A 22,340-nucleotide genomic window follows, 5' to 3' on the forward strand; every position below is an offset into this window, starting at 1 on the left:
GGGGCGCTGGCGGGCGGGGTGGGGGTCGCGGCCTTGGTGGGGGCGGTCGCGGGTGCCTACCCGGCGGTGCGGGCGGCTCGGCTGCCGCCGACGCAGGCACTCGCCTGAGCCGGTTCCGCGCGGGGCCGGGATGCGGCGAAGTCGCGGTGGTGTCTTGAATGACTCATTCAGGTCTTCGGAGGTCCTGAATGACTCATTCAAGACACCCCGGGGCCGCCCGGTGCCGGTGCCGTGGCCGGGATGTAGTGAATGACTCATTCATGTCGCCGGAAGACATGAATGAGTCATTCACGTCACCCGGACCCAGGGCCCCGGCAAAGTCGGGCAGCACGGCCGATCCGCCCATCCGCGATGTCATGAAAGGGTCGTTCATCTCGCCAGACGACATGAACGCCCCTTTCATGGCATCCCCGCTCGCCGGCGCGACTTTGCCGGGACCCTGTCACCCGGACCGCGCGATGACACGGAATGGCCGGTGGCGGGTTACACATCCCCCGACATTCAGCACGTTGGAAGATCTCCCGCCCCATCGCCCCGCGTTGAATGGGCGCCGGGACGGGTGATCGAAGGGGTGGTGGGTCTGATGCGAGTCGAGGCGAACCGGCGGGATTTCCTGCGGTGGCTGGCTACGGCGGGCGCCGGGCTGGCCGCCGCCGGGATCGCGCCCGCGGTGTTCGCGCAGGAGGCCGCCGCGGCCGGGAGCGAGGTCGTGGTCGTGACCGGGGTGACCGTCGTCGACGGGACCGACGGGCCGGCCCGGCCGAACTCCGCGGTCGTGCTGGTCGGGGAGCGGATCGCCTGGGTCGGGCCCGCCGCCGAAGTGCCGCGTCGCGGGACAGCGCGGGTGATCGACGGCCGTGGCCGGTTCCTCGTGCCCGGGCTCTGGGACATGCACACGCACGGCATCGAGCTGGAAGACGTGTGGCCGCCGCTGTTCCTCGCCAACGGCGTCACCGGGATCCGCGAGATGCAGGGCTACGACGAGAACCGCGCCACCCGCGACAAGATCGTCCGCGGTGAGCTGCTCGGCCCGCGGGTCGTGCTGGCCAGCGCGATCCTCGACGGCCCGGTGTCGCTGCTCGGCCCGCCGATCACCCAGGTCGCGAACGCCGAAGAGGCGCGCGCGGCGGTGCGGACCGCCGCGGCGCAGGGCTCGGACTTCATCAAGGTCTACTTCTACCTGCCCCGCGAGTGCTTCACCGCGATCGCCGACGAGTGCGACCGGCTCGGCCTCACCTTCGCCGGGCACTGGCCGTACCGGATGGGGCAGCTGGAAGCCGCGCGGTACGGGCAGCGCAGCTTCGAGCACTCCTTCGGGCTGCCGATCGCGACCTCGGGCCGCCGCGACGAGTTCCTCGCCCGCCTCGACGCGAAGCCGTTCGACCCGGCGGCCCCGCGCGACTTCTTCAACCTCGCCCGAGAACTCGACCGGCAGGCCGCCCAGGCCTACGACCCGGCCACGGCCGGGCGCCACTTCGCCGGGCTCAACGCCGTCGGCAGCCGGTTGACCCCGACGTTCGCGGTCAACCGCGTCATCTCCAAGCCCGCCGACGCCTACGCGCACGACGAGCGGCTCAAGTACATCTCCCAGGACATCCGCGCCTACTGGGCCGACCGGGTCCGGCTCTTCACGCCGGTGACGCCCGAGCAGGTAGCCCAGCAGGAGGACTACTTCCAGGCGCAGCTGCGGCTCACCGGCGAGGCGTACCGGGCAGGCGTCGGCATCCTCGGCGGGACCGACTGCCAGAACCCGTACGTCTTCCCCGGCTTCAGCCTGCACGACGAGCTGGAGTTCCTGGTCGAGGCCGGCCTCACCCCGAAGCGGGCGTTGCAGACCGTGACCCGCGACGCGGCCGCGTTCCTCGGCCGGGCGGACACCTTCGGGACGATCGGCGCCGGCAAGGCCGCCGACCTGGTGCTGCTGGACGCCGACCCGCTCGCCGACATCGGCGCGGTCCGGCGGATCGACACCGTCGTCACCGCGGGCCGCGTGCTCGACCCGGCCGCGCGGGCCCGGATGTTCGCCGACGCCGAGGCCGCGGCGAGCCGTCCACCCGCGGCGAACGCCAGGTCAGTGCGCTTGCCGGTGCGCGGCTGCTGCTGAGCGCCCGGTAATCTCGGCCGGTCGAGGACTGGTTCGAGGGGGACGCGGTGGCTGGGCGGAAACTGGCGGCGGTGCTCGGGGCACTCGAACTCGCCGCGATCGTGCTGGTTCTCGTCCTCAAGCGGTTCGACGGCCTCGACCTGGAGGTCTACCTGGGCGGTGCCAAGGCGCTGGCCGCGCAGGGCTCGCCGTACGACGCCTGGGTGCCGACCACGCACCAGATCCTGCTGCCCTTCACGTACACGCCGTTCGCCGCGGCGGTGTTCCTGCCCGGCACGCTCCTGCCGTTCGCCGTGACGATGAAGCTGGTCAGCATCGCGTCGATCGTCGCGACCGGGGTCGTCGCCTACCTCTACGTCGCGACGCTCAACGGCTCGCTCACCGACTCCTCCAAGGTCACCGGCCGCGCGGTGGCCGCGCTGGTCGCGATCGGCGCGCAGCTGGCCGGCGCGCTGCTGGAGCCGGTGCGCTCGACGCTCGGGTTCGGGCAGATCAACGCGCTGCTCATGGTGCTGGTGGTGCTCGACGTCCTGCTGCCCGGCGAGCGGAAGCGGACGAAGGGGCTGCTGATCGGCGTGGCCGCGGCGATCAAGCTGACGCCTGCCGTCTTCGTCGTCTACTTCCTGTTCCGCCGCGACTTCAAGTCGGCCGCGCGGGTCGTCGGCGGCTTCCTCGCGGCCGGCGCGCTGCTGTGGCTGGTCCGGCCGTCGGCGTCCTTCACGTACTGGACGAAGCTCGTCTTCGACGCGGGCCGCATCGGCGGCGTCGACTACGTCGGCAACCAGTCGCTGAAGGGGCTGGTGACGCGGCTCGGGCTGCCGGAGCCGGCGGGGAACATCGTCTGGCTGCTCGCCGCCGTGGCCGTGATGGCCGTGGTCGCGGTGGTCATCGTGCGGGCCGGGGAACCGGTGCTCGCGCTGACCGCGTGCGCGCTGGGCGGGCTGCTGGTCTCGCCGATTTCCTGGACCCACCACTGGACCTGGTGCGTGCCGATCCTCGTCCTCGCCGGGTGGTACGCGTGGCGCTTCGACCGGGCGGTCCGGTGGGTGGCGGCCGCGGTCGTCGTCGCGGGAGTGGCGTTGTTCATCGTCGGCCCGATGTGGTTCGCCCCGCGGCCGGCGCCGTCCGCGAGCTGGTGGCTCGCCACCGAGTCCTACGAACTGTTCGGCCTGCTTCTGCTGGCCCTCGCCGCCGTCGCCGCACCCCGCCTGAAAGCCGTGAAGGCCTCCTTACCGGTCGAAAATGCCGGTAAGGAGGCCTTCACGGACGTCTGACGGTCAGGACAGGCGCTCGACCACGTACTCGATGCTCTGCGTGAGCTTCGTGATGTCGTCCGGGTCGATGGCCGGGAACAGGCCGACGCGCAGCTGGTTGCGGCCCAGCTTGCGGTACGGCTCGGTGTCGACGATCCCGTTGGCGCGCAGCACCTTCGCCACCGCGGCGGCGTCGACGTCGTCGCTGAAGTCGACCGTGCCGACGACCTGCGAGCGCAGGTCCGGGTCCTTCACGAACGGCGTGGTGTAGCTCGTCTTCTCGGCCCACTCGTACAGCCGCGACGACGAGTCCTTCGTGCGCGAGGTCGTCCACTCGAGGCCGCCCTGGCCGTTCATCCACTCGATCTGCTCGGCGAGCAGGAACAGCGTGGCCACGGCCGGCGTGTTGTACGTCTGGTCCTTGCGGGAGTTGTCCAGCGCCGTGGTCAGCGACAGGAACTCGGGGATCCAGCGGTCGCTCCCGCCGATCTCGCCGATCCGCTCGACCGCGGCCGGGGAGGCCAGCGCGATCCAGAGGCCACCGTCCGCGGCGAAGGACTTCTGCGGCGCGAAGTAGTAGACGTCGAAGTCCTCGGCCTTGACCGGGAGACCGCCGGCGCCGGAGGTGGCGTCGATGGCGACGAGCGCGCCGTCGCTGCCCTCGGGGCGGCGGACCGGCACGGCGACACCGGTGGACGTCTCGTTGTGCGCCCAGCCGACCAGGTCCGCACCGGCTTCGTAGGCGATGTCCGGCGCGCTGCCCGGCTCGGCCTTGACGACGATCGGGTCGGCGAGGAACGGCGCGCCCTTGGTCACGGTGGCGAACTTCGAGGAGAACTCGCCGTAGGTGAAGTGCTGCGCGCGCTCGCGGACCAGGCCGAAGGCGGCCGCGTCCCAGAACGCCGTGGTGCCGCCGTTGCCGAGGATCACTTCGTAGCCCTCGGGCAGCGAGAACAGCTCGGACAGGCCGGCCCGGACGCGCCCGACGAGGGACTTGACCGGCTTCTGCCGGTGCGACGTGCCGAGGTAGGTGGAGCCGGACTCCGCCAGTGCGCTCAGCTGCTCGGCGCGGACCTTCGACGGTCCGCAGCCGAAGCGGCCGTCGGCCGGCTTGAGGTCTGCGGGGATGGTCAACTCAGCGTCGGTCATGTGGCCAGTCTCTCAGGTCGGGATGCAGCAGCTAACACAGGTGGTCAGGTGTCCGACATGTGGAATCGATGAAGCCTCGTTGGTACTTTTTCGCCTGGTTCGCGGTGGTGGCCGCGGTGCACCTCCTCGTCGAGGGGTGGACCGGCACCACCGCCATCGGGCTGCCCGTCGGCTTCGCCGCGACGCTGGTGCTGGTCTTCGTCCCCCGCCTGCCGCGGTGGGCGACCGGCGAGGAGCGCCCGGAGCGCGTCCGGCGCGTCCGCGTGCGGAAGCGGTCCTGGGTGCCGGTGCGGCTGCTGGCCCGGACCGCGGCGGCGTGGACGGCCGGTGTCGTCGCCTCAGCGGGGGAGGTGGCGGCCATCGTCTTCGATGGCGGCTGGCTGCCGTGGCTGGTGCCGGTCCCGAGCCTGCTGGTCGTGCTCGGCCTGGTGGGGTGGCGCTCGGACCTCGCCGAAGTCGCGCGCTGCCTGAAGAGCGACCACTGGACGCCGGTCGCGGCCGCGGCGTTCGTCGTGCGGCCCGGCGAGCCGGTCGACGGCTGGGCCGTGCTGCCCGGTGACGTGCGGATCAAGTTCCACCTGCGCGCGGTGCCGCCCGACGTCGCCGCCGAACTGGCCGGCCGGCGCCGGCTGTGGCTGGCGGGGTGGCCTTCTCACGACCTCGTCGTCGGCCTTCCGGACGGCGACGGTTACGCCGTCGGCCTGGTCGGGGTCCACCGAGGTGGGGGTAAAAACGCCGTTACCGCGGAGCCGTCGACACGGTAGTTTGCCCGTCATGACGACTGTGCAGCAGAGCTTCCCGGTGCCACCCCAGGCGCTGTGGAACGCGCTCCCCGCCGGGGTGACGGCGATCGGCGGGCAGGGCCCGTTCTACGACGCCCAGCGCGGCTACGTCACCTGCCGCACCGGGATGACGTTCCTCAGCTGGGGCCAGGTCATCACCGCGATGGTCTCCCCGGCAGCGCAGGGCGCCACGCTCACCATTCAGACCCAGCTGAAGTTCGGGCTGTTCGACTGGGGCGAGGGCAAGCGCATCGCCACCCGGTTCGCCGCCGCCGTCGCGTACGCGGCGGGCGCCCCTGCGCTGACGTGAGGGCCCCGCTCACCACCACGCTGGGGGTGTGAGCGGGGCCCGGTCCTCAGCGCCAGTTCTCGACGCCGCCCGGGACCGGCGCGGCCGGGTCGTACGGCGTGCGCGTGAAGACGAACGTCGCCAGGTCGAGGTGGGTGGCCACGCCGTCGGCGTTGCGGCCCACTTCGAGCGTCTCGCCGGAGTAGTAGCCGTCGAGACCGACGTAGGTGTCCTTGCCGGTCGCGCGGAAGCGCGAGCTGCGCCCGGCACCCTCGACCGGCGCCAGCAGGAGCTGCCCCTCGCCCTGGACCCGCAGGTGGTACGGCGTCGGGCCCCAGTGCCAGAGCCCGGTCAGCGCCAGCAGTTCCGGGTCGACGGCGGTGGGCTCCCACTCGGCGGCCACGCGGGGTTCCAGCTCGTCGGTCGTCGTGATGAGGTCGAGGCAGAGCTGGGTGATGCCGACCCCGGACGTCGAGTTGGTGAGCACCAGCGCGCCGGTCTGCGCGGCCGGGTCGACCAGCGTGACGGCGAGGAAGCCGGGCATCGAGCCGGTGTGCCCGGCCAGCCGGCGGCCGCCGTAGCGCACGAGCATCAGGCCGAGGCCGAAGCCGGTCGTCCACACGTCGGTGTCGTCGACGGTGATCACGGTCCGCATTTCCTCGATGGTGTCCGGGGACAGGACCCCGCCGCCGTAGCCGCCGAGGAACGCCGTCCAGCGGCCGAGGTCCTTCGCCGTCGACCACAGCTGGCCGGCGGGGGCCATCGCGCCGGCGTCCGGGCTCGGCTCGGGCAGGAGGACGTCGGCGAAGGGGTGCACGGCGAAGCCCTCGGCGTGCGCGCCGGTCGGGTGCGGGGTGGTGCGGGTCATCCCGAGCGGGCCGAGGACCTCCTCGTCCAGCACGGAGAGCCAGCCCTTGCCGCGGTGGCGCGAGACGAGCTCGCCGAGCACGCCGTAGCCGACGTTCGAGTAGTGGAACCGCGCGCCCGGCCGGTGCTTGGTCGCGCCCTCGGCGAGGCTGCCGACGAGCGCGTCCCAGTCGGCGCCCGGCGTCCGCTCCCACCACAGACCCGGCGATTCGGACGTCAGGCCGGAGGTGTGCGACAGCAGCTGGGCCACGGTGGCGGCCCCGAACGGTGTGCCGGGGACGTGCTTTTCGAGCGGGTCGTTGAGGTCGAGCAGGCCTTCGTCGCGCAGCCGCATGACGGCGGTGGCGACGAGGGTCTTGGTGATCGAGCCCAGCCGGTACTGCGTGTCGGTCCCGGGCCGCGTGTCCCCGACCCGCCCCCGGCCACCGGACCAGACGATCTCACCGTCCCGCACCACAGCGGCAACCAGCGACGGCGCCCGGCAGGCGGCCTGCTCGTGGGCGATCCGGCGGAGCAGGGCGTGTTCGGTCGACTCAAGCATGGGGGCATTCTGCCGCGCGGAGGCGGGAGAAGCAGGTCCCGGGGTTCAGCCGAGCAGGTTCCGCGACATCGCCGTCGTCACCGCCGCTGTCCGGTCGGACACGCCCAGCTTGCCGAAGACCCGCAGCAGGTGCGTCTTCACCGTCGCCTCGCTGATGTGCAGCGCGCGGCCGATGTCCGCGTTGGTCCCGCCCTTCGCGACCAGCCGCAGCACCTCCACCTCGCGCGCCGAAAGCGGTTGCGGCTCGGGGTTGCGCACCCGGTTCACCAGCTTGCCCGCCACCGACGGCGCCAGCACCGTCTCGCCGCGGGCTGCCGCGCGGATCGCGTTCGCCAGTTCCGTGCGGGACGCGTCCTTCAGCAGGTAGCCGGACGCGCCGGCCTCGACCGCGCGCAGGATGTCGGCGTCCGTTTCGTACGTCGTGAGCACGACGACCCGTCGCGTCGGCCGGTCGCGCAGGATCCGCTTGGTGGCGCCGACGCCGTCGAGGCCGGGCATGCGCAGGTCCATCAGCACGACGTCGGGTTCGGCGACCCGGTCGAGCGCGACCGCCTCGTCGCCGGAGCCCGCTTCGCCGACCACCGTCAGGTCGGGTTCGGCTTCGAGCATGCCGCGGAGGCCTTCGCGGACGACCGGGTGGTCGTCGACCAGCAGGACGCGGATCAAGCGGGCACCTCCAGGGTGAGTTCGGTGCCGCTGGGGCCACTCCGGACGCTCAGTCTGCCACCGACCTGCTCCGCGCGGGATCGCATGCCCCGCAGCCCGAACCCGTCGGCGTGGTCCGGGTCGAAGCCGGCGCCGTCGTCGCGGACGGACAGCCGGACGGCATCGTCCACAACGGACAGCGTGACCGATACCGTCGACGCGGCCGCGTGCCGGCGGACGTTGTTGAGCGCTTCCTGCGCGCCCCGCAGCAGGACGACTTCGCCGGCCATCGGCAACGCGGGCAGCGCACCGTCCACTTCGTACCGCACGGCGAGGCCCGCCTCGTCCGCCAGCCGGTTCGCCTGCCGCCGGACGGCGTCGACGAGCGAGCCCGAGGTGAGGTCGGCCGGGGCCAGCGCGGCGACCATCCCGCGGGCCTCGGTGAGGTTGTCGCGCGCGGTACGGGCGGCCAGCTCCGCGTGCCGCCGCGCCGCGGCCGGGTCGGTGTCCACTTCGGACTCGATGGCCTGGGCGAGGGTGACGATGCTGGTGAACCCCTGCGCGAGGGTGTCGTGGATTTCCCGCGCCAGGCGTTCGCGTTCGGCCGCCGTGCCCGCCTCCCGGGAGAGGCGGGCGACTTCGGCCTGGCTCGCTTCGAGCCGGGCGATCAGGTCCGCCCGCGCCCGGCTTTCCTCGATGACGTGCAGGATGAACTTGCCAGAGAGGATCCCGAAGACGATCAGGATCGCGGTCATCGGCAGCAGGATGTGCAGTGTCGGCCCCCGCAGCCCGTCGTTGACGACCGCCGACGCCGGGCTCAGCAGGATGGCCACCGTGGTGAACGCCGCGGCCGGGCGGAACTCGAGCGTCGAGAACAGCAGCGGGCACACCATGAACAGGATGAAGCTGGCCGTGGTGGCGGCGAACACCGAGACCCCGACCAGCACCAGGACCACCACGGCGAGCGTCCACCGCTGCGGGAGGTGGCCCTCGTCGCGGACCACCCCGCGGCCCCACAGCAGGTACGTCAGCGCGAGCGCGGTGAGCGCCCCGACCGCGACGGCGGTGCGCAGCGGATCGGCTTCGTCCAGCACCACCAGCACCGTCGTGGCCAGGTACGCCACCGCGAAGAGGATCTCCCAGAGCCAGTTGAACCGGTCCCAGGCGTCCTTCACCTCGCGTCGGTCCACCGGAACGTCAGCCGCGCCAGCACCGCGCCCACCACGCACCAGATCCCCAGCACCAGCGCCACCCGCGGGAGCTCCCATGACCCAGCCATCTCCATCCGCACCGCGGCGTCCGGCAGGAACACCGACCGGAAGCCCTGGCAAATCCACTTCAAGGGGAAGAACGAAGCGATGTCCACCATAACTTTCGGCAGGTTGGTGATCGGCGAAACGAACACCCCCGAGATGAACTGCAGCACCAGGTACAGCATCTGCACGATGGCGACCGCGCCGTTGGTGGACTTGGCGAGCGCGCTGATCGCGATCCCCAGGAGCGTGCAGGAGACGATGCCGAGCGCGAACACCCACAGCAGCGTCAGCCACTTCTCCGGCGCGGTGGGCAGCTTCAGCCCGAACAGCAGCACGGCGACCGCGGCCATCAGCACGGTCTGCGCCAGGCTGGACACCGCGACGAGCACCATCTTGCCGATGAAGTAGGACGACGACGGCATCGGCGTGCCGCGAAGGCGTTTGAGCGCCCCGGTTTCCCGGTCGGCCGAGACGCCGGTCGCGATGCTGTTGAACGACGTCGAGACGATGCCGGAGCCGATCATCCCGGCCGCGAGCAGCTGCCCGGACGTGACGCCTGCCAGCGCGGTCGGACCGTCCAGGATGGACCCGAGCAGGATCATCAGCACCGCGGGCAGGGAGAAGGTGAAGACCACCTGTTCCTTGTGCCGGAAGAACTGCCGCAGCTCGGTGCCGCCGCGGGCCAGCCCCAGTGACAGTGGGCCGGGTAGGGCGAGCGTGGTCATGCCTTGTCTCCGATCAGGTCCAGGTAGATGTCCTCCAGGCTCGGCCGCGTCACGGTCAACCCGGCGAGCTCCCTACCCCCAGCGGAGAGCTCGGTGACGAGCTTGGTCGGGTACGCGGTGCGCTCGACGTGCTCACCGCGCTCGTCGGTCCACCGCACGGTCGCCTCCGCGGCGGCGCGGCCACCGAGGTTCTGCGGGGTGTCCTGCGCGACGATCTCGCCGCGCGCGATCACCGCGACGCGGTCGGCGAGCGCCTCGGCCTCGTCGAGGTAGTGGGTGGTGAGCAGGATCGTCGTGCCTTCGGCGGCGAGGTCGCCGATGAGCGTCCAGAACTGCCGCCGCGCCTCGGGGTCGAAGCCGGTGGTCGGCTCGTCGAGGAAGAGCAGCTCGGGCCGCCCGACGATGCCGAGCGCGACGTCGACGCGGCGCCGCTGCCCGCCGGAGAGCGACTTGACCCGCGCGCCGGCCTTCGCGGTGAGCCCGACCTTGTCGATGACCTCGTCGGGGTCGCGCGGGTCGGGGTAGTACTTCGCGAAGTGCCGCACGGTCTCGGCGACGCTCAGCTCGGCGGCGTCGTTCGCGGTCTGCAGGACGATGCCGATGCGCGACCGCCAGGCGCGGCCGGCCTTGCCGGGGTCCGCCCCGAGCACGGTGACCTCGCCGGCGGTGCGCTGCCGGTGGCCTTCCAGGATCTCGACGGTCGTGGTCTTCCCGGCGCCGTTCGGGCCGAGCAGGGAGAACACCTCGCCCGGGGCGATGTCCAGGTCCAGCCCGGCCACGGCCAGGTGACCGGGGTACTGCTTGCGCAGGCCGCGCACGCTCACTGCTGTGGTCATGGCTCCAGCGTGGTCGACCGGGGGCTTGATCGGGAGCAACGCTCAGCTGAATCCGGCTGTCCACCGTTCGGTGGACACGGTCGTCGACCGCCGCCGCTTGGTTCCACGGGAAACCACGAAAACGCTGTCATACAAGCAAAAACCCGAACTTCTCGACACGCGTAACCGCCGCGCGGGTGAACACGGCTGTTGACAAGTTGTCTAACATGACAGGATGTCTCACAAGTGGGTGACCGCCAGCGACGGTGTCCGCCTCTCCGTCCACATCGACGGCCGGGAAGACGGGCCCACGGTCGTGCTCGTGCACGGCTACCCGGACAACAGCTCGATGTGGGGCGGGGTGGCCGCCGAGCTGACGGCGAAGCACCGCGTCGTCACCTACGACGTGCGCGGGGCCGGGCAGTCGGACAAGCCGTCGGGTCGCGCGTCCTACCGGCTGGACCAGCTGGCCGACGACCTGCGCGCGGTCGTCGAGGCGGTGCAGCCGACGGGCAAGGTGCACCTGGTCGCCCACGACTGGGGCTCGATCCAGACGTGGCACGCCGTCACCGGCGACGGCCTGCGCGGCCGGGTCGCGTCCTACACGTCGATCTCCGGGCCGAGCCTCGACCACGCGGGCGCCTGGTTCCGCGCGCAGCTCACCCGCCCGACGCCGAAGCGCCTCAAGAACGCGCTGAGCCAGTTCCTGCACTCGTGGTACATCCTCGCGTTCCAGTTCCCGCTGGTCCCGGACGTGCTGTGGCGCACCGGCCTGCTGGGCAAGCAGATCCAGCGCATGGAACCCGACGCGGCGCCCCCGGACAAGTCCGACGGCCTGCACGGGCTCCAGCTCTACCGCGCCAACATGTTCACCCGGCTTTCGCGGCCCGCGCCGAAGCCCGCCGACGTCCCGGTGCAGGTGCTCGCCCCGACCGGCGACGCCTACGTCACGACGCCGCTGCAGACCGAGGTCGCCCGCTGGGTGCCGGACCTGCGGATCCGCCGGGTGGTCGGGACGCACTGGGTGACCCGCGCCAAGCCCGCGGTGGTCGCGCGCGCCGCCGCCGAGCTGATCGAGTACGCCGAGACTGGCGCCGAAAGCCGGGGCCTGCGCCGCTCGCGCGTGGGAGCCGGGAGGTTCGCGCACAAGCTGGTCGTCGTCACCGGCGCCGGCAGCGGCATCGGCCGGGCCACCGCGCTCGCGTTCGCCGCCGAGGGCGCCGACGTCGTCATCACCGACATCGATCCCGCGACCGCCGCGGAAACCTTGAAGCTGCTGGAAGACCACGGCGTCGCCGAGTACACAGTGGACTCTTCGGACGGCGAAGCCGTGCACCGCTTCGCCCGTGAGGTCCGCGAAAACCACGGCGTCCCGGACATCGTGGTCAACAACGCCGGCATCGGGATGTCCGGCCCGTTCCTCGACACGTCCGTCGAGGACTGGGAGCGCGTCATCGACGTCAACCTGTGGGGCGTGATCCACGGCTGCCGCGCGTTCGCGCCGATGCTCGCCGAGCGCGCCGAGGGCGGCCAGATCGTCAACCTCGCTTCGGCGGCCGCCTACCTGCCGTCGAAGATCCTGACCGCGTACGCCACGACGAAGTCCGCCGTGCTGACGTTGAGCGTCTGCCTGCGGGCCGAGCTGGCCGAGCACCACATCGGCGTCACGGCGGTGTGCCCGGGCATCGTGAAGACCAACATCACCAACACGACGACGTTCGTCGGAGTGTCCGAAGAGGAGCAACGCCGCCGGCAGAAGGAAAGCTCGAAGCTCTACGCCCGGCGCGGGTTCGGGCCCGAAGGAGTCGCGCGCGACATCCTGCGCGCCGTGGAGAAGGACACGGCGATCGCACCGTCCACTCCGGAGGCGAAAGCCGCGCTGGTCCTTTCGCGACTGACGCCGGGATTGCTGCGCGCGGCGGCGAAACTGGACCTGACGCCGTGAGCCGCCCGCGGCGGATGTCGCCGCAGGCCCGCCGCGACGACCTGATCCAGGCCGCGCTCGACCTGTTCGGCTCGCGGGCGCCGGAACTGGTCACAGTGGACGACATCGTCGCGCGCGCCGAGGTGTCGCGGCCGTTGTTCTACCGGTACTTCCCGAACCTGCGCGAGCTGCAGGTGCAGGCCCTGCGCACGGTCACCGACGGCCTCATCGACGGCCTGGCCGGCCTCGAGGAGGGCCCGCCCGAAACCCGGCTGCGGGCGGCCGTCCGCGGACTGATCGACGTCGCCGACCACTACCGGGCCGGGTACATCGCGTTGCTGCGCAGCGGGTCGGTGATCGCGACGTCGGACACGGACGCGGCGATCGACGAGGTCCGCAACCGCGCGGTCGCCCTGATCCTGGACGCCCTCGCCGTCACGGACCCGTCGCCCCTGCTCTCGCTCACGCTCCGCTGCTGGACGGCGGTCGTCGAGGGCGCCTTGTTGTCCTGGCTCCAGGAGCGCACGGTCCCGCGCGAGCACCTGGACACGTGGCTGGTCGACCAGCTCACGGCCATGCTCGCCGCCACCTCCGCCCACGAAGAAGCGGCACTTTCCCTATGAAAGTGATGTGGAGGAAGGCCCTCCGGATCACTTTCCCTATGAAAGTGCCGCTTCCGTCGTAGCGTGCGTCAGTGCTTGGTGACCAGTTCCCAGCCCTCGACGTCTTCGGGGGTGCGGGGCGCCGGGCCGACGTACTTGGCCGACGGGCGCACCAGGCGTCCGGTGCGCTTCTGCTCCAGGATGTGCGCGGCCCAGCCGGCGGTGCGGGCCGAGCTGAACATCGCGGGCATCATGTGCGGCGGGACCTGGGCGAAGTCCAGGATCACGGCGGCCCAGAACTCGACGTTGGTCTCGATCGGGTGATCCGGACGCCGCTCGCGCAGCTCCGCCAGCGCCGCCTGCTCCAGCGCGGCGGCCGCCTCGTAGCGGGCCGCGCCGAGCTCCTGGCACGTGCGGCGCAGCACGCGCGCCCGCGGGTCCTCCGCGCGGTAGACGCGGTGGCCGAAGCCCATCAGGCGTTCCTTGCGGTCGAGGATGCCCTTGACCAGGCCCGCCGGGTCGCCCGAGCGTTCGACTTCTTCGATCATCGGCAGCACGCGCGCCGGGGCGCCGCCGTGCAGCGGGCCCGACATCGCGCCGATCGCGCCCGACATGGCCGCCGCGACGTCCGCCCCGGTGGAGGCGATGACGCGGGCGGTGAAGGTCGAGGCGTTGAGGCCGTGCTCGGCGGCCGACACCCAGTACGCGTCCAGCGCCTTGACGTGCGCCGGGTCCGGCTCGCCGCGCCAGCGGATGAGGAACCGCTCGGTGATCGAGTGGGCCTCGTCGACGCGCGCCTGCGGCACCGCGGGCTGGCCGATGCCGCGCGCCGACTGCGCGACGTACGACAGCGCCATCACCGAGGCGCGGGCCAGCTGCTCGCGGGCCTCTTCGTCGGTGATGTCGAGCAGCGGGCGGTAGCCCCAGATCGGCGCGAGCATGGCCAGCGCGGCCTGGACGTCCACCCGGACGTCGCCGGTGTGCACCGGCAGCGGGAAGGGCTCGGCGGGCGGCAGGCCGTGACCGAACCGGCCGTCCACGAGGAGGCCCCAGACGTCACCGAAGGTCACCTTGCCGGCGAGGTCCTCGATGTCGACGCCGCGGTAGCGCAGCGCACCGCCGTCCCGGTCGGGTTCGGCGATTTCGGTGTGGAAGGCGACGACGCCCTCCAGACCCGGTCGGAAGCCGTCGTCGGGTTGGCCGGACGGCTGTGGCTTGCTGATCGTGGAGGTAGTCACTGTTTCGCGGAACCTTTCGGTGCGCTTTTTTCCCCGTCTTGGTGGTGGTGCACGCGCGGACGGAAATGCGCACGGAACGCGCGCGCCATCGCACGGATGGATAGACCTTGCTCCCTCGATCGCCACGGGGCAATCGAAAGAAGCGGTGGTTTCGGTCACGATTACGAGAACGATTCAGTCACCGAGGCCGTCCGGCGGGAGAATTTTCACCACTCAGTGTGACGAAGCCCAGGTTAAAGGTATGTTTCCGAACCAGGCGCCGCCCTGGTCCGGGTGATAGACCTAGCGGATGCACCTCAGTCCGCAGGAGCGCGACAAGCTGCTCATCCACGTGGCGGCGGACGTCGCGCGCAAGCGGCTGGACCGCGGCGTCCGGCTGAACTACCCCGAGGCGGTCGCGCTGATCACCGACCACGTCCTCGAAGGGGCCCGCGACGGGCGCACGGTCAGTGAGCTGGTCGCGAGCGGCCGGAGCGTGCTCTCGCGTGCGCAGGTGCTCGACGGCGTGCCCGAAATGGTGGACTCCGTGCAGGTCGAAGCCACGTTCCCGGACGGCACCAAGCTCGTCACCGTGCATGACCCGATCGTGTGAAGGCGGACCGATGCACCCAGGTGAGATCATCCCCGGCGACGAGCCGGTCGAGCTGAACCCCGGCCGCGCGCGCGTGCGGCTGCTGGTCCGCAACCTCGGCGACCGGCCGGTCCAGGTCGGCTCGCACTACCACTTCGCCGCGGTGAACCCCGGCCTGGAATTCGACCGCGATCTCGCCCGCGGTCATCGGCTGGACGTCCCGGCGGGGACGTCGGTGCGCTTCGAACCCGGCGTCGAACGCGAAGTCGATCTCGTCCCGCTCGCCGGCGCGCGCCGCGTTCCGGGGCTTCGGTCCGAATTCTCGGGGGAGTTCTGAAATGCCGCAGATCGACCGCGAGCGCTACGCCGAGCTGTTCGGCCCGACCACCGGCGACCGGATCCGGCTCGCCGACACCGACCTCCTGATCGAGGTCACCGAAGACCGCTCGATGGGCCCCGGCGGCTCCGGCGACGAGGTGCTCTTCGGCGGCGGCAAGGTCATCCGCGAGTCGATGGGCCAGGGCACGGCGACCCGCGCCGAGGGTGCCCCGGACCTGATCATCACCGGCGCGGTGATCCTCGACCACTGGGGTGTCGTCAAGGCCGACGTCGGCGTGCGCGACGGCCGGATCGTCGGCATCGGCAAGGCGGGCAATCCGGACACGATGGACGGCGTCGACCCGGCACTGGTCATCGGGCCGTCGACCGAGGTGCTGGCCGGCAACGGCAAGATCCTCACCGCGGGCGGCATCGACTGCCACGTCCACTTCATCTGCCCGCAGCTGGTCGACACCGCGCTGGCCGCCGGATTGACCACCCTGGTCGGTGGCGGCACCGGTCCCAACGAGGGCACGAAGGCCACCACCGTCACGCCCGGCGCGTGGAACCTGGGCCGGATGCTGTCCGCCATGGACGGTTACCCGATCAACGTCCTGTTGCTGGGCAAGGGGAACACCGTCCGGCACGACGCCCTGCGCGAGCAGCTCGCGGCCGGCGCGGGTGGCTTCAAGCTGCACGAGGACTGGGGCACGACGCCCGCGGCCATCGACGCCTGCCTGACCGTGGCCGACGAAGCCGGTGTCCAGGTGGCGATCCACACCGACACGCTGAACGAGGCCGGGTTCCTGGAGTCCACTGTGGACGCCATCGGCGGGCGCTCGATCAACGCCTACCACACCGAAGGCGCCGGCGGCGGGCACGCGCCGGACATCATCCAGGTCGTCTCGCTGCCGAACGTGCTGCCGTCGTCGACGAACCCGACCCGGCCGCACACGGCGAACACCCTCGACGAGCACCTCGACATGCTGGTCGTCTGCCACCACCTCAACCCGTCGGTGCCGGAGGACCTCGCCTTCGCCGAGAGCCGCATCCGGCCGACCACGATCGCGGCCGAGGACGTCCTGCACGACCTGGGCGCCATCTCGATGATGAGCTCGGACTCGCAGGCGATGGGCCGGATCGGCGAGGTGATCATCCGGACCTGGCAGACCGCGCACGTGATGAAGCGCCGCCGCGGCGCGCTGCCCGGCGACGGCGCGGCCGACAACCTGCGGGCCCGGCGCTACGTCGCCAAGTACACGATCAACCCGGCCATCGCGCACGGGATGGAAACCGAGATCGGCTCGGTCGAGGTCGGCAAGCTCGCGGACCTGGTGCTGTGGGAGCCGAAGTTCTTCGGCGTCCGCCCGCACGTCGTGCTGAAGGGTGGCTTCCCGGCGTGGGCGGCGATGGGCGACGCGAACGCGTCCATCCCGACGCCGCAGCCGGTCCTGGCCCGCCCGATGTTCGGCGCTTCGATCGGGGCGGCGCTGAGCCTGCATTTCGTCGCGCCGTCCGCTTTGGACAGCGGCCTGCGCGAGACGTTCGGCATCACGCGGCCGCTGGTCGCCGTGTCGAACATGCGCGCGCGAACGAAGGCGGACATGGTGCTCAACGACGCCACGCCGGACGTCCGCGTCGAGCCGGACAGCTTCGCGGTGCACGTCGACGGCGAGCTGGTCGAACCGCAGCCGGTGACGGAACTGCCGATGGCGCAACGGTACTTCCTCTTCTGATGGACCTCTCGGCACTGATCCTCGCGGACTCCCGCTTCCCCGGCGGCGGGCACGTCCACAGTGGCGGGCTGGAGGAAGTCGTCGCGCGGCGGCTCGTGACGTCCGTGCGTGACCTGCCCGGCTTCCTGTCCGGGCGGTTGCGGACCGCGGGTTTCCTGGCCGCCGTTTTCGCCGCCGCTTCGGCGCACGCGGCCGTCGACGGCGGTGATTGGTCGCTTTTGGATGGTGAGCTGGACGCGCGCACCCCGTCGCTCGCGCAGCGCGAGGCGTCCCGGGCTCAGGGGCGCGGTACCGCGCGAGCCGGGCGGATCGCCTGGCCGTCTCCCGTGCTGGACGCGCTGCTGGCCGCGACCCCACGGCCGCACCACCCGGTGGTGCTCGGCGCGCTCGTCGGGGTCGCGGGCGGTTCGCCGTACGACGCGGCGATGGCGGCCGCGTACCTGGCGGTGAGCGGGCCGGCGAGCGCGGCGGTGCGGCTGCTGGGGCTGGACCCCTTCGCGGTCAACGCCGTCGTGGCGCGGCTGGACCTCGCTTCGGTTTGTACGGAAGCGGCGGCGGTGGCGGGGGACGACCCGGCGTCGCTGCCGTCGCCGGGCTCGCCCGCGTTGGATCTGTTCGCCGAGGCGCACGCCCGGCACCACCAGGAAGAGGTGCGTCTCTTTGCTAGCTGAACACGGACACGGTCACGGCCACTTCCACGAGGTCAACTTCGACCCGACGGCCGCCGACCCCGACCACTACGACGCGGCGCCGACGGCCGGTCGCGCGTACCGGATCGGCATCGGGGGCCCGGTCGGCTCCGGCAAGACGGCGCTGACCGCGGCGCTGTGCCGCGCGCTCGGCGACGAGATCGACCTCGCGGTGGTGACCAACGACATCTACACGACCGAGGACGCGGACTTCCTGCGTCGCGCGGGTGTGCTGGACCCGGCCCGGATCGAGGCTGTCCAAACCGGAGCGTGCCCGCACACGGCGATCCGCGACGACATCACCGCGAACCTCGACGCGGTCGAGCGCCTGGAGGAGAAATTCCCGGGCCTGGACCTGGTGATCATCGAGAGCGGCGGCGACAACCTGACGGCGGTGTTCAGCCGCGGGCTGGCCGACAGCCAGATCTTCGTGGTGGACGTCGCGGGTGGCGACAAGGTGCCGCGCAAGGGCGGCCCCGGCGTCACGACGGCGGACCTGCTGGTGATCAACAAGATCGACATCGCGCACCTGGTGAACGCGGACATGGCGGTGATGACGTCGGACGCGCACCGGATGCGGGGCGAGCTGCCGGTCATCGCGCAGTCCCTTGTGGACACCCCGGACGCACCCGAGGTCGCGGCCTGGGTCCGTTCCCTGCTGTGAAGGCCCACGCCCGGTTGACGGCGTGCTTCGACGGCTCGCGGACGGTGCTGCGCGAGCTGCGCTCGATGGCGCCGTTGACGTTGTTCCCCCGCCGGGGCCGCGGCCCGACAGCGGTGGTCCACCTGGTCAACTCGGCGACGGCCCCGCTGGGCGGCGACGACCTGCTGCTCACCGTCCACGTAGGACCGGGCGCGTCCCTCCGGCTGTCCGGCGTGGCGGCGACCCTCGCCTTGCCGGGCCTGCACGGCGAACCGTCGTTGTCCACTGTGGACGTCGTCGTGGAACCGGGTGGCTCGCTGGAGTACCTGCCGGAGCCGACGGTGGTCACCTCCCGCGCCCGGCACACGGCGGTCTTCCGCGGAGAGCTCGCCGCGGACGCGTACCTGCACACGCGGGAGGTGCTGGTGCTGGGTCGCGCGGGCGAGGCACCGGGATCCTTGACGACGTCGCAGTCGGTGACCCGCGGCGGGGTTCCGGTGCTGCGCCAGACGCTTTCGGTCGGCTCTCCGCTGGATCGGAGCCTGGCGGTGCTGGCGGGCCGCCGGGTGCTGGCGACCGACCTGGTGGTCGGCGGCCCGGAACTCCCGGCGGAGTCGGGCGAGTGGTGGTCCCGCACGCCGCTCGCCGCGGGCGGCACCCTCACGACGTCCTTGGCCCCCGACGCGGTGACGGCGTTGCGCGTGTTCTAGGCCTTGTGGTAACAAAAATTTTCACAAAGTAGCCGAACCGGTAGGATCTGGCAATCCCTCAGGAGGAGGAGTCAACCGGTGGCTCGCACGTACGGCGGCGTCGCACCCGAGCAACGCCGCGCCGACCGCCGGGAGCGGCTGCTCACGGCCGGTCTCGAGCTGTTCACCTCCACCGGCTTCCGGCACACCAAGATCACCGAGGTGTGCGGCCGCGCCGGCGTGTCGACGCGGAACTTCTACGAGGAGTTCACCGGCAAGGAGGACGTGCTCCGCATCCTCCACGACCGGATCAACACCCTCGCGCTCGAACACGTCACGGTCGCGCTCGACGAGGTCGCCGACGCCGACGCCGTGACCCGCATCGCGACACTGCTCGACGTCTTCATCGACACGGTCACCGTCGACCCCCGGCTGCCGCGGCTCAACTACGTCGAAGCGATCGGCGTCAGCGCGGAGCTGGAGGAGCAGCACCAGGTCTGGGTCGACCGCTGGGCGGCCTTCATCGAGACCGAAGCGCGGCGCGCGGCCGAACACGGCGCCGCGCCCGACCGCGACTACCGGCTGACGGCGATCGCCCTGGTCGGCGCGGCGACCGGGCTGCTGCGCGCGTGGCAGGCGCACGAGCCGCCGCTGCCGGTCGAAGACGTCGGCGCCGAGCTGCGCGCGCTGATGCTGGCCGCCATCCTGCGGCCGGAAAAGATCTCGGAACTCCCGGGCAACCCCGGCGCCGCCCCGGACGTGAAGGAGTCGAGCCGGGAGGGGGACCAGGGGGGAAGCCGGCCAACGTGAAGGCCCGTCACCTGCCGCGGACGCGGGTGACGGGCCTTCACGGATTTTACGGCGTCCGGACCGTCGGCAGGCCCAGTGAAACGGGGCCGGCCGTCTGGCAGACGTCGTGGCAGGTGTTGTCGAGCGTGCAGCACAGCGAGCAGATCGGGCCGTCCTGCTTCGCGCAGTCCGCGACGTCCGGCAGCTCGTACGGGTCGCCGCAGACCGAGCAGGTGTGCGTCGCGCGCGGGTCGGCCTCCGGGGTCAGGACGGTGTTCTCCCGCGCCAGGTAGTACTTCCCCTTCGTCGCGACGGCGAGCGCCGGCACCAGCACGACGGCGATGACCAGCGCGAGCAGCGGGCTGAACGCCGCCAGGAACGGCCCGAACGCGCCGAAGTACGCCACGATCGACACCGCCGACGCGACCAGCATCGAGCCGAACCCGACCGGGTTGATCTTGTGCAGGTAGGCCCGCTTGAACTCGATGTAGCGCGGCGAGAGCCCGAGCGGCTTCGCGATCACCAGGTCCGCGCACACCGCGCCGATCCACGCGATCGCGACGTTCGAGTAGAAGCCGAGGATCTTGTTCAGGAAGCCGAACGCGCCGAACTCCATCAGCGCGAGCGCGATCCCGCAGTTGACCAGCACGTACCAGACGCGGCCGGGGTGCTTGTGCAGCACGCGGGAGAAGAAGTTCGCGAACGACAGCGAGCCCGAGTACGCGTTCGTCGTGTTGATCTTGATCTGCGAGACGACGACGAACAGCGCGGCGAACGTCAGCGCCACCGGGCCGAGCGCCGGCTTCACCGCTTCGAGGTACGGCGCGATCGGCTCGAGCGCGTGCGTCTTCCCGACGACGCCGAGCGCGAGGAACGCCAGCAGCGCCCCGCCGATCTGCTTCGCGGCGCCGAGGATCACCCAGCCGGGGCCGGCGGCGAGCACCGCGGCCCACCACGACCGCTTGTTCTCGGCCGTCTTTTCGGGCATGAACCGCAGGTAGTCGGCCTGTTCGCCGATCTGCCCGATCAGCGACAGCGCGACACCCATGCCGAAGCCGAACCCGATCGCGGAGAACCCGGCGCCGGCGCCCTCGGTGCCCGCGAAGTGCGTGAACTCGGCGAACTTGCCCGGCTCGCGGACCAGCACGACGACGAACGGCAGCACCAGGCCCGCGATCCACAGCGGCTGCGTCCAGGTCTGCATCTTCGCGACCGCGCCCATGCCGTAGAGCGCGAACGGCAGCACGATCAGCGTGGCGAGCAGGTAGCCGACCGGCAGCGGGATGCCGAGGGCCAGCTCGAACGCCTGGCCCATGATCGAGCCTTCGAGCGAGAAGAAGATGACGGTGAAGCTCGCGTAGACGAGCGACGTCAGCGTCGACCCGAAGTAGCCGAAGCCGGCTCCGCGGGTCAGCAGGTCCATGTCCACTCCGGACTTCGCGCAGGCGGCCGCGATGGGCACGCCGGTCACGAAGATGACGACCGCCGCGGCGAGGATCGCGAGGAGCCCGGACGTGAAGCCGTAGGAAAGGACGATGCTGGCGCCGATCGCGAAATCGGCGAGGTAGGCGATGCCGCCCAGCGCCGTCGTCGCGACCACGAACGGTGACCATTTCCGGAACGAATGAGCGGCGAAGCGCAGTGAGTAGTCCTCGCGGTTTTCGTTGGCCGCGAGCGGGGCGTAGCGGCGTTTCGGCGGGGCGCTTTCTTCGGCGCTGGACAGGGTGTCGGTCATGCCTGCCTCCGGGGTGGTGGGGAACGGGCCGAAGGTAGGTGCGTCCTGTATCGATCCTGGTCCGGCGGGTAACGCGGGGGTTACGGCTTGTTGTCCTGCGGTTACGGGCTGGTGGCCGCGACGTGGTGGCGGGTGTCACCGTTCAGTGGGTTCCGCTGCAGCTCGCGAGGCCTTAACGTGCCTAGAGCCGAAGTCGACTGATGCCCCGACCGGGCGTGGAGGTTTGGCCGTGATGCCGGGAATCGAGGACCAGGTGGAAGACGCCGTAGTACGGCTTCCGGGAATGCGCGTGGCCTACGACGGCGCCGCGTTCGACGAATCCGCGCTCGCCGCCACGTGGACCGACCAATTGCAGGGCTGGCTGAACCAGGCCGTCGCCGCCGGCATCGCCGAACCGAACGCGATGGTCCTCGCGACGGCGGACGCCGAAGGCCGCCCCTCGTCGCGCACCGTGCTGTGCAAGGGCCTCGACGACCGCGGCGTCGTGTTCTACACGAACTACACGTCGACCAAGAGCCACGACCTGACCGCGACCCGGTACGCGTCGGTCACGTTCCCCTGGTACCCGCTCCAGCGCCAGGTCCACGTCCGCGGCGAGGTGGAGAAGGTCGGCACCAAGGAGACGGCGGAGTACTGGGCGAAGCGCCCGCGCGGTTCGCAGCTGGGGGCGTGGGCTTCCCCGCAGTCCCGGGTGGTCGACGGGCGTCGCGCGCTGGACAACGCGTTGAGCGGGATCGAGCGGCGCTTCGCGGACGTGGAGCACATCCCGGCGCCGCCGCACTGGGGTGGGTGGCGGATCCGGCCGGACCTGGTGGAGTTCTGGCAGGGGCGGGAGGACCGGATGCACGACCGGTTGCGGTACGTGCGGACTGACGACGGGTGGCACGTGGAGCGCGTCGCCCCCTGATCTCGGACGTAGTGAATGACTCATTCATGTCGTCCGACGACATGAATGAGTCATTCACGACATCGCCGGGCCG

General features: G+C 71.4%; 22 protein-coding genes. 14 read left to right on the forward strand and 8 right to left on the reverse strand.

Annotation, left to right across the window (positions count from 1 at the left end):
• Positions 1-583: 583 nt before the first annotated feature.
• Both G3I65_RS49135 and G3I65_RS49140 read left to right on the forward strand, forming a co-directional pair.
• Positions 584-2,104: an amidohydrolase family protein gene (locus G3I65_RS49135; RefSeq protein ID WP_160702504.1), complete on the forward strand. Its 1,521-nt coding sequence runs from the start codon at positions 584-586 to the stop codon at positions 2,102-2,104.
• Positions 2,105-2,151: 47 nt separating this feature from the next.
• The gene (locus G3I65_RS49140; RefSeq protein ID WP_309236055.1) at positions 2,152-3,378 is read left to right on the forward strand and encodes a glycosyltransferase 87 family protein; all 1,227 of its coding nucleotides are present in this window, start codon (positions 2,152-2,154) and stop codon (positions 3,376-3,378) included.
• Between the two features lie 3 nt (positions 3,379-3,381).
• Here the strand turns inward: G3I65_RS49140 and serC are convergent, their stop codons facing one another.
• Positions 3,382-4,506 carry a phosphoserine transaminase gene (gene serC / locus G3I65_RS49145; protein ID WP_125307969.1) on the reverse strand — a complete coding sequence of 375 codons (1,125 nt, stop codon included), beginning with the start codon at positions 4,504-4,506 and terminating at the stop codon, positions 3,382-3,384.
• 68 nt (positions 4,507-4,574) lie between these two features.
• Between serC and G3I65_RS49150 the strand changes: the two genes are divergently transcribed.
• Both G3I65_RS49150 and G3I65_RS49155 read left to right on the forward strand, forming a co-directional pair.
• A complete protein-coding gene (locus G3I65_RS49150) occupies positions 4,575-5,270 on the forward strand; it encodes a hypothetical protein (protein ID WP_239071913.1) in 696 nt (231 codons plus the stop codon).
• Between the two features lie 10 nt (positions 5,271-5,280).
• Positions 5,281-5,598, forward strand: coding sequence for a hypothetical protein (locus G3I65_RS49155; protein ID WP_160702506.1), 318 nt, complete (start codon positions 5,281-5,283; stop codon positions 5,596-5,598).
• Positions 5,599-5,644: 46 nt separating this feature from the next.
• Here the strand turns inward: G3I65_RS49155 and G3I65_RS49160 are convergent, their stop codons facing one another.
• Genes G3I65_RS49160 through G3I65_RS49180 form a run of 5 tightly spaced genes read right to left on the reverse strand, consistent with a single transcriptional unit; the run spans position 5,645 to position 10,447 of the window.
• Entirely contained in the window at positions 5,645-6,985 is a 1,341-nt protein-coding gene (locus G3I65_RS49160; RefSeq protein WP_160702508.1) for a serine hydrolase, read from the reverse strand.
• A gap of 45 nt (positions 6,986-7,030) precedes the next feature.
• Positions 7,031-7,651: a response regulator transcription factor gene (locus G3I65_RS49165; protein WP_160702510.1), complete on the reverse strand. Its 621-nt coding sequence runs from the start codon at positions 7,649-7,651 to the stop codon at positions 7,031-7,033.
• Positions 7,648-8,805 (reverse strand): sensor histidine kinase, encoded by a 1,158-nt coding sequence (locus tag G3I65_RS49170; protein ID WP_160702593.1) that lies wholly within the window; start codon positions 8,803-8,805, stop codon positions 7,648-7,650. The genes G3I65_RS49165 and G3I65_RS49170 overlap by 4 nt, the downstream gene beginning before the upstream one ends.
• Complete coding sequence (locus G3I65_RS49175) at positions 8,802-9,611, reverse strand: ABC transporter permease (RefSeq protein ID WP_160702512.1); 810 nt, start codon at positions 9,609-9,611, stop codon at positions 8,802-8,804. Before G3I65_RS49175 ends, G3I65_RS49170 begins: the two co-directional genes overlap by 4 nt.
• The gene (locus tag G3I65_RS49180; protein WP_160702514.1) at positions 9,608-10,447 is read right to left on the reverse strand and encodes an ABC transporter ATP-binding protein; all 840 of its coding nucleotides are present in this window, start codon (positions 10,445-10,447) and stop codon (positions 9,608-9,610) included. Before G3I65_RS49180 ends, G3I65_RS49175 begins: the two co-directional genes overlap by 4 nt.
• A 229-nt stretch (positions 10,448-10,676) precedes the next feature.
• Between G3I65_RS49180 and G3I65_RS49185 the strand changes: the two genes are divergently transcribed.
• Complete coding sequence (locus tag G3I65_RS49185) at positions 10,677-12,371, forward strand: SDR family oxidoreductase (RefSeq protein ID WP_160702594.1); 1,695 nt, start codon at positions 10,677-10,679, stop codon at positions 12,369-12,371.
• A 14-nt stretch (positions 12,372-12,385) separates the two neighbouring features.
• Entirely contained in the window at positions 12,386-12,973 is a 588-nt protein-coding gene (locus tag G3I65_RS49190) for a TetR/AcrR family transcriptional regulator (RefSeq protein WP_160702595.1), read from the forward strand.
• A 68-nt stretch (positions 12,974-13,041) separates the two neighbouring features.
• On the opposite strand, the gene G3I65_RS49195 is transcribed toward G3I65_RS49190, so the two are convergent.
• A complete protein-coding gene (locus G3I65_RS49195) occupies positions 13,042-14,190 on the reverse strand; it encodes a citrate synthase 2 (protein WP_160702516.1) in 1,149 nt (382 codons plus the stop codon).
• A gap of 289 nt (positions 14,191-14,479) precedes the next feature.
• Between G3I65_RS49195 and G3I65_RS49200 the strand changes: the two genes are divergently transcribed.
• The 7 genes from G3I65_RS49200 to G3I65_RS49230 all read left to right on the forward strand — a co-directional run bounded on the left by G3I65_RS49200 (position 14,480) and on the right by G3I65_RS49230 (position 19,646).
• Positions 14,480-14,782, forward strand: coding sequence for an urease subunit gamma (locus tag G3I65_RS49200; RefSeq protein WP_125307962.1), 303 nt, complete (start codon positions 14,480-14,482; stop codon positions 14,780-14,782).
• Between the two features lie 10 nt (positions 14,783-14,792).
• The gene (locus G3I65_RS49205; RefSeq protein WP_160702526.1) at positions 14,793-15,098 is read left to right on the forward strand and encodes an urease subunit beta; all 306 of its coding nucleotides are present in this window, start codon (positions 14,793-14,795) and stop codon (positions 15,096-15,098) included.
• A gap of 1 nt (position 15,099) precedes the next feature.
• Positions 15,100-16,815, forward strand: coding sequence for an urease subunit alpha (locus G3I65_RS49210; RefSeq protein ID WP_160702528.1), 1,716 nt, complete (start codon positions 15,100-15,102; stop codon positions 16,813-16,815).
• Positions 16,815-17,486: an urease accessory protein UreF gene (locus G3I65_RS49215; protein WP_160702530.1), complete on the forward strand. Its 672-nt coding sequence runs from the start codon at positions 16,815-16,817 to the stop codon at positions 17,484-17,486. The genes G3I65_RS49210 and G3I65_RS49215 overlap by 1 nt, the downstream gene beginning before the upstream one ends.
• Entirely contained in the window at positions 17,476-18,168 is a 693-nt protein-coding gene (ureG, locus tag G3I65_RS49220) for an urease accessory protein UreG (RefSeq protein WP_160702532.1), read from the forward strand. The genes G3I65_RS49215 and ureG overlap by 11 nt, the downstream gene beginning before the upstream one ends.
• Positions 18,165-18,857, forward strand: a complete 693-nt coding sequence (locus tag G3I65_RS49225; protein ID WP_160702534.1) for an urease accessory protein UreD — start codon at positions 18,165-18,167, stop codon at positions 18,855-18,857. The genes ureG and G3I65_RS49225 overlap by 4 nt, the downstream gene beginning before the upstream one ends.
• Positions 18,858-18,935: 78 nt before the next feature.
• The gene (locus G3I65_RS49230) at positions 18,936-19,646 is read left to right on the forward strand and encodes a TetR/AcrR family transcriptional regulator (protein WP_160702536.1); all 711 of its coding nucleotides are present in this window, start codon (positions 18,936-18,938) and stop codon (positions 19,644-19,646) included.
• Between the two features lie 46 nt (positions 19,647-19,692).
• Here G3I65_RS49230 and G3I65_RS49235 read toward each other — a convergent pair whose 3' ends face one another.
• Entirely contained in the window at positions 19,693-21,360 is a 1,668-nt protein-coding gene (locus G3I65_RS49235; RefSeq protein ID WP_160702538.1) for a cytosine permease, read from the reverse strand.
• Between the two features lie 232 nt (positions 21,361-21,592).
• Between G3I65_RS49235 and pdxH the strand changes: the two genes are divergently transcribed.
• Entirely contained in the window at positions 21,593-22,267 is a 675-nt protein-coding gene (gene pdxH, locus G3I65_RS49240; protein ID WP_166641542.1) for a pyridoxamine 5'-phosphate oxidase, read from the forward strand.
• Positions 22,268-22,340: the final 73 nt, after the last annotated feature.

Origin of the sequence: Amycolatopsis sp. SID8362 (assembly GCF_010550475.1) — a bacterium.
GTDB classification, from domain to species: Bacteria; Actinomycetota; Actinomycetes; order Mycobacteriales; family Pseudonocardiaceae; genus Amycolatopsis; species Amycolatopsis eburnea.

What these genes read in the sequence shown, in the direction of transcription:
- G3I65_RS49150 (WP_239071913.1), top strand. Translation starts at nt 4,575, where the DNA reads ATGAAGCCTCGTTGGTACTTTTTCGCCTGGTTCGCGGTGGTGGCCGCG.
- G3I65_RS49205 (WP_160702526.1), top strand. Translation starts at nt 14,793, where the DNA reads ATGCACCCAGGTGAGATCATCCCCGGCGACGAGCCGGTCGAGCTGAAC.
- G3I65_RS49160 (WP_160702508.1), bottom strand. Translation starts at nt 6,985, where the DNA reads ATGCTTGAGTCGACCGAACACGCCCTGCTCCGCCGGATCGCCCACGAG.
- G3I65_RS49200 (WP_125307962.1), top strand. Translation starts at nt 14,480, where the DNA reads ATGCACCTCAGTCCGCAGGAGCGCGACAAGCTGCTCATCCACGTGGCG.
- G3I65_RS49180 (WP_160702514.1), bottom strand. Translation starts at nt 10,447, where the DNA reads ATGACCACAGCAGTGAGCGTGCGCGGCCTGCGCAAGCAGTACCCCGGT.
- G3I65_RS49135 (WP_160702504.1), top strand. Translation starts at nt 584, where the DNA reads ATGCGAGTCGAGGCGAACCGGCGGGATTTCCTGCGGTGGCTGGCTACG.
- G3I65_RS49235 (WP_160702538.1), bottom strand. Translation starts at nt 21,360, where the DNA reads ATGACCGACACCCTGTCCAGCGCCGAAGAAAGCGCCCCGCCGAAACGC.
- serC (WP_125307969.1), bottom strand. Translation starts at nt 4,506, where the DNA reads ATGACCGACGCTGAGTTGACCATCCCCGCAGACCTCAAGCCGGCCGAC.
- G3I65_RS49210 (WP_160702528.1), top strand. Translation starts at nt 15,100, where the DNA reads ATGCCGCAGATCGACCGCGAGCGCTACGCCGAGCTGTTCGGCCCGACC.
- G3I65_RS49175 (WP_160702512.1), bottom strand. Translation starts at nt 9,611, where the DNA reads ATGACCACGCTCGCCCTACCCGGCCCACTGTCACTGGGGCTGGCCCGC.
- pdxH (WP_166641542.1), top strand. Translation starts at nt 21,593, where the DNA reads ATGCCGGGAATCGAGGACCAGGTGGAAGACGCCGTAGTACGGCTTCCG.
- G3I65_RS49215 (WP_160702530.1), top strand. Translation starts at nt 16,815, where the DNA reads ATGGACCTCTCGGCACTGATCCTCGCGGACTCCCGCTTCCCCGGCGGC.
- G3I65_RS49190 (WP_160702595.1), top strand. Translation starts at nt 12,386, where the DNA reads ATGTCGCCGCAGGCCCGCCGCGACGACCTGATCCAGGCCGCGCTCGAC.
- G3I65_RS49155 (WP_160702506.1), top strand. Translation starts at nt 5,281, where the DNA reads ATGACGACTGTGCAGCAGAGCTTCCCGGTGCCACCCCAGGCGCTGTGG.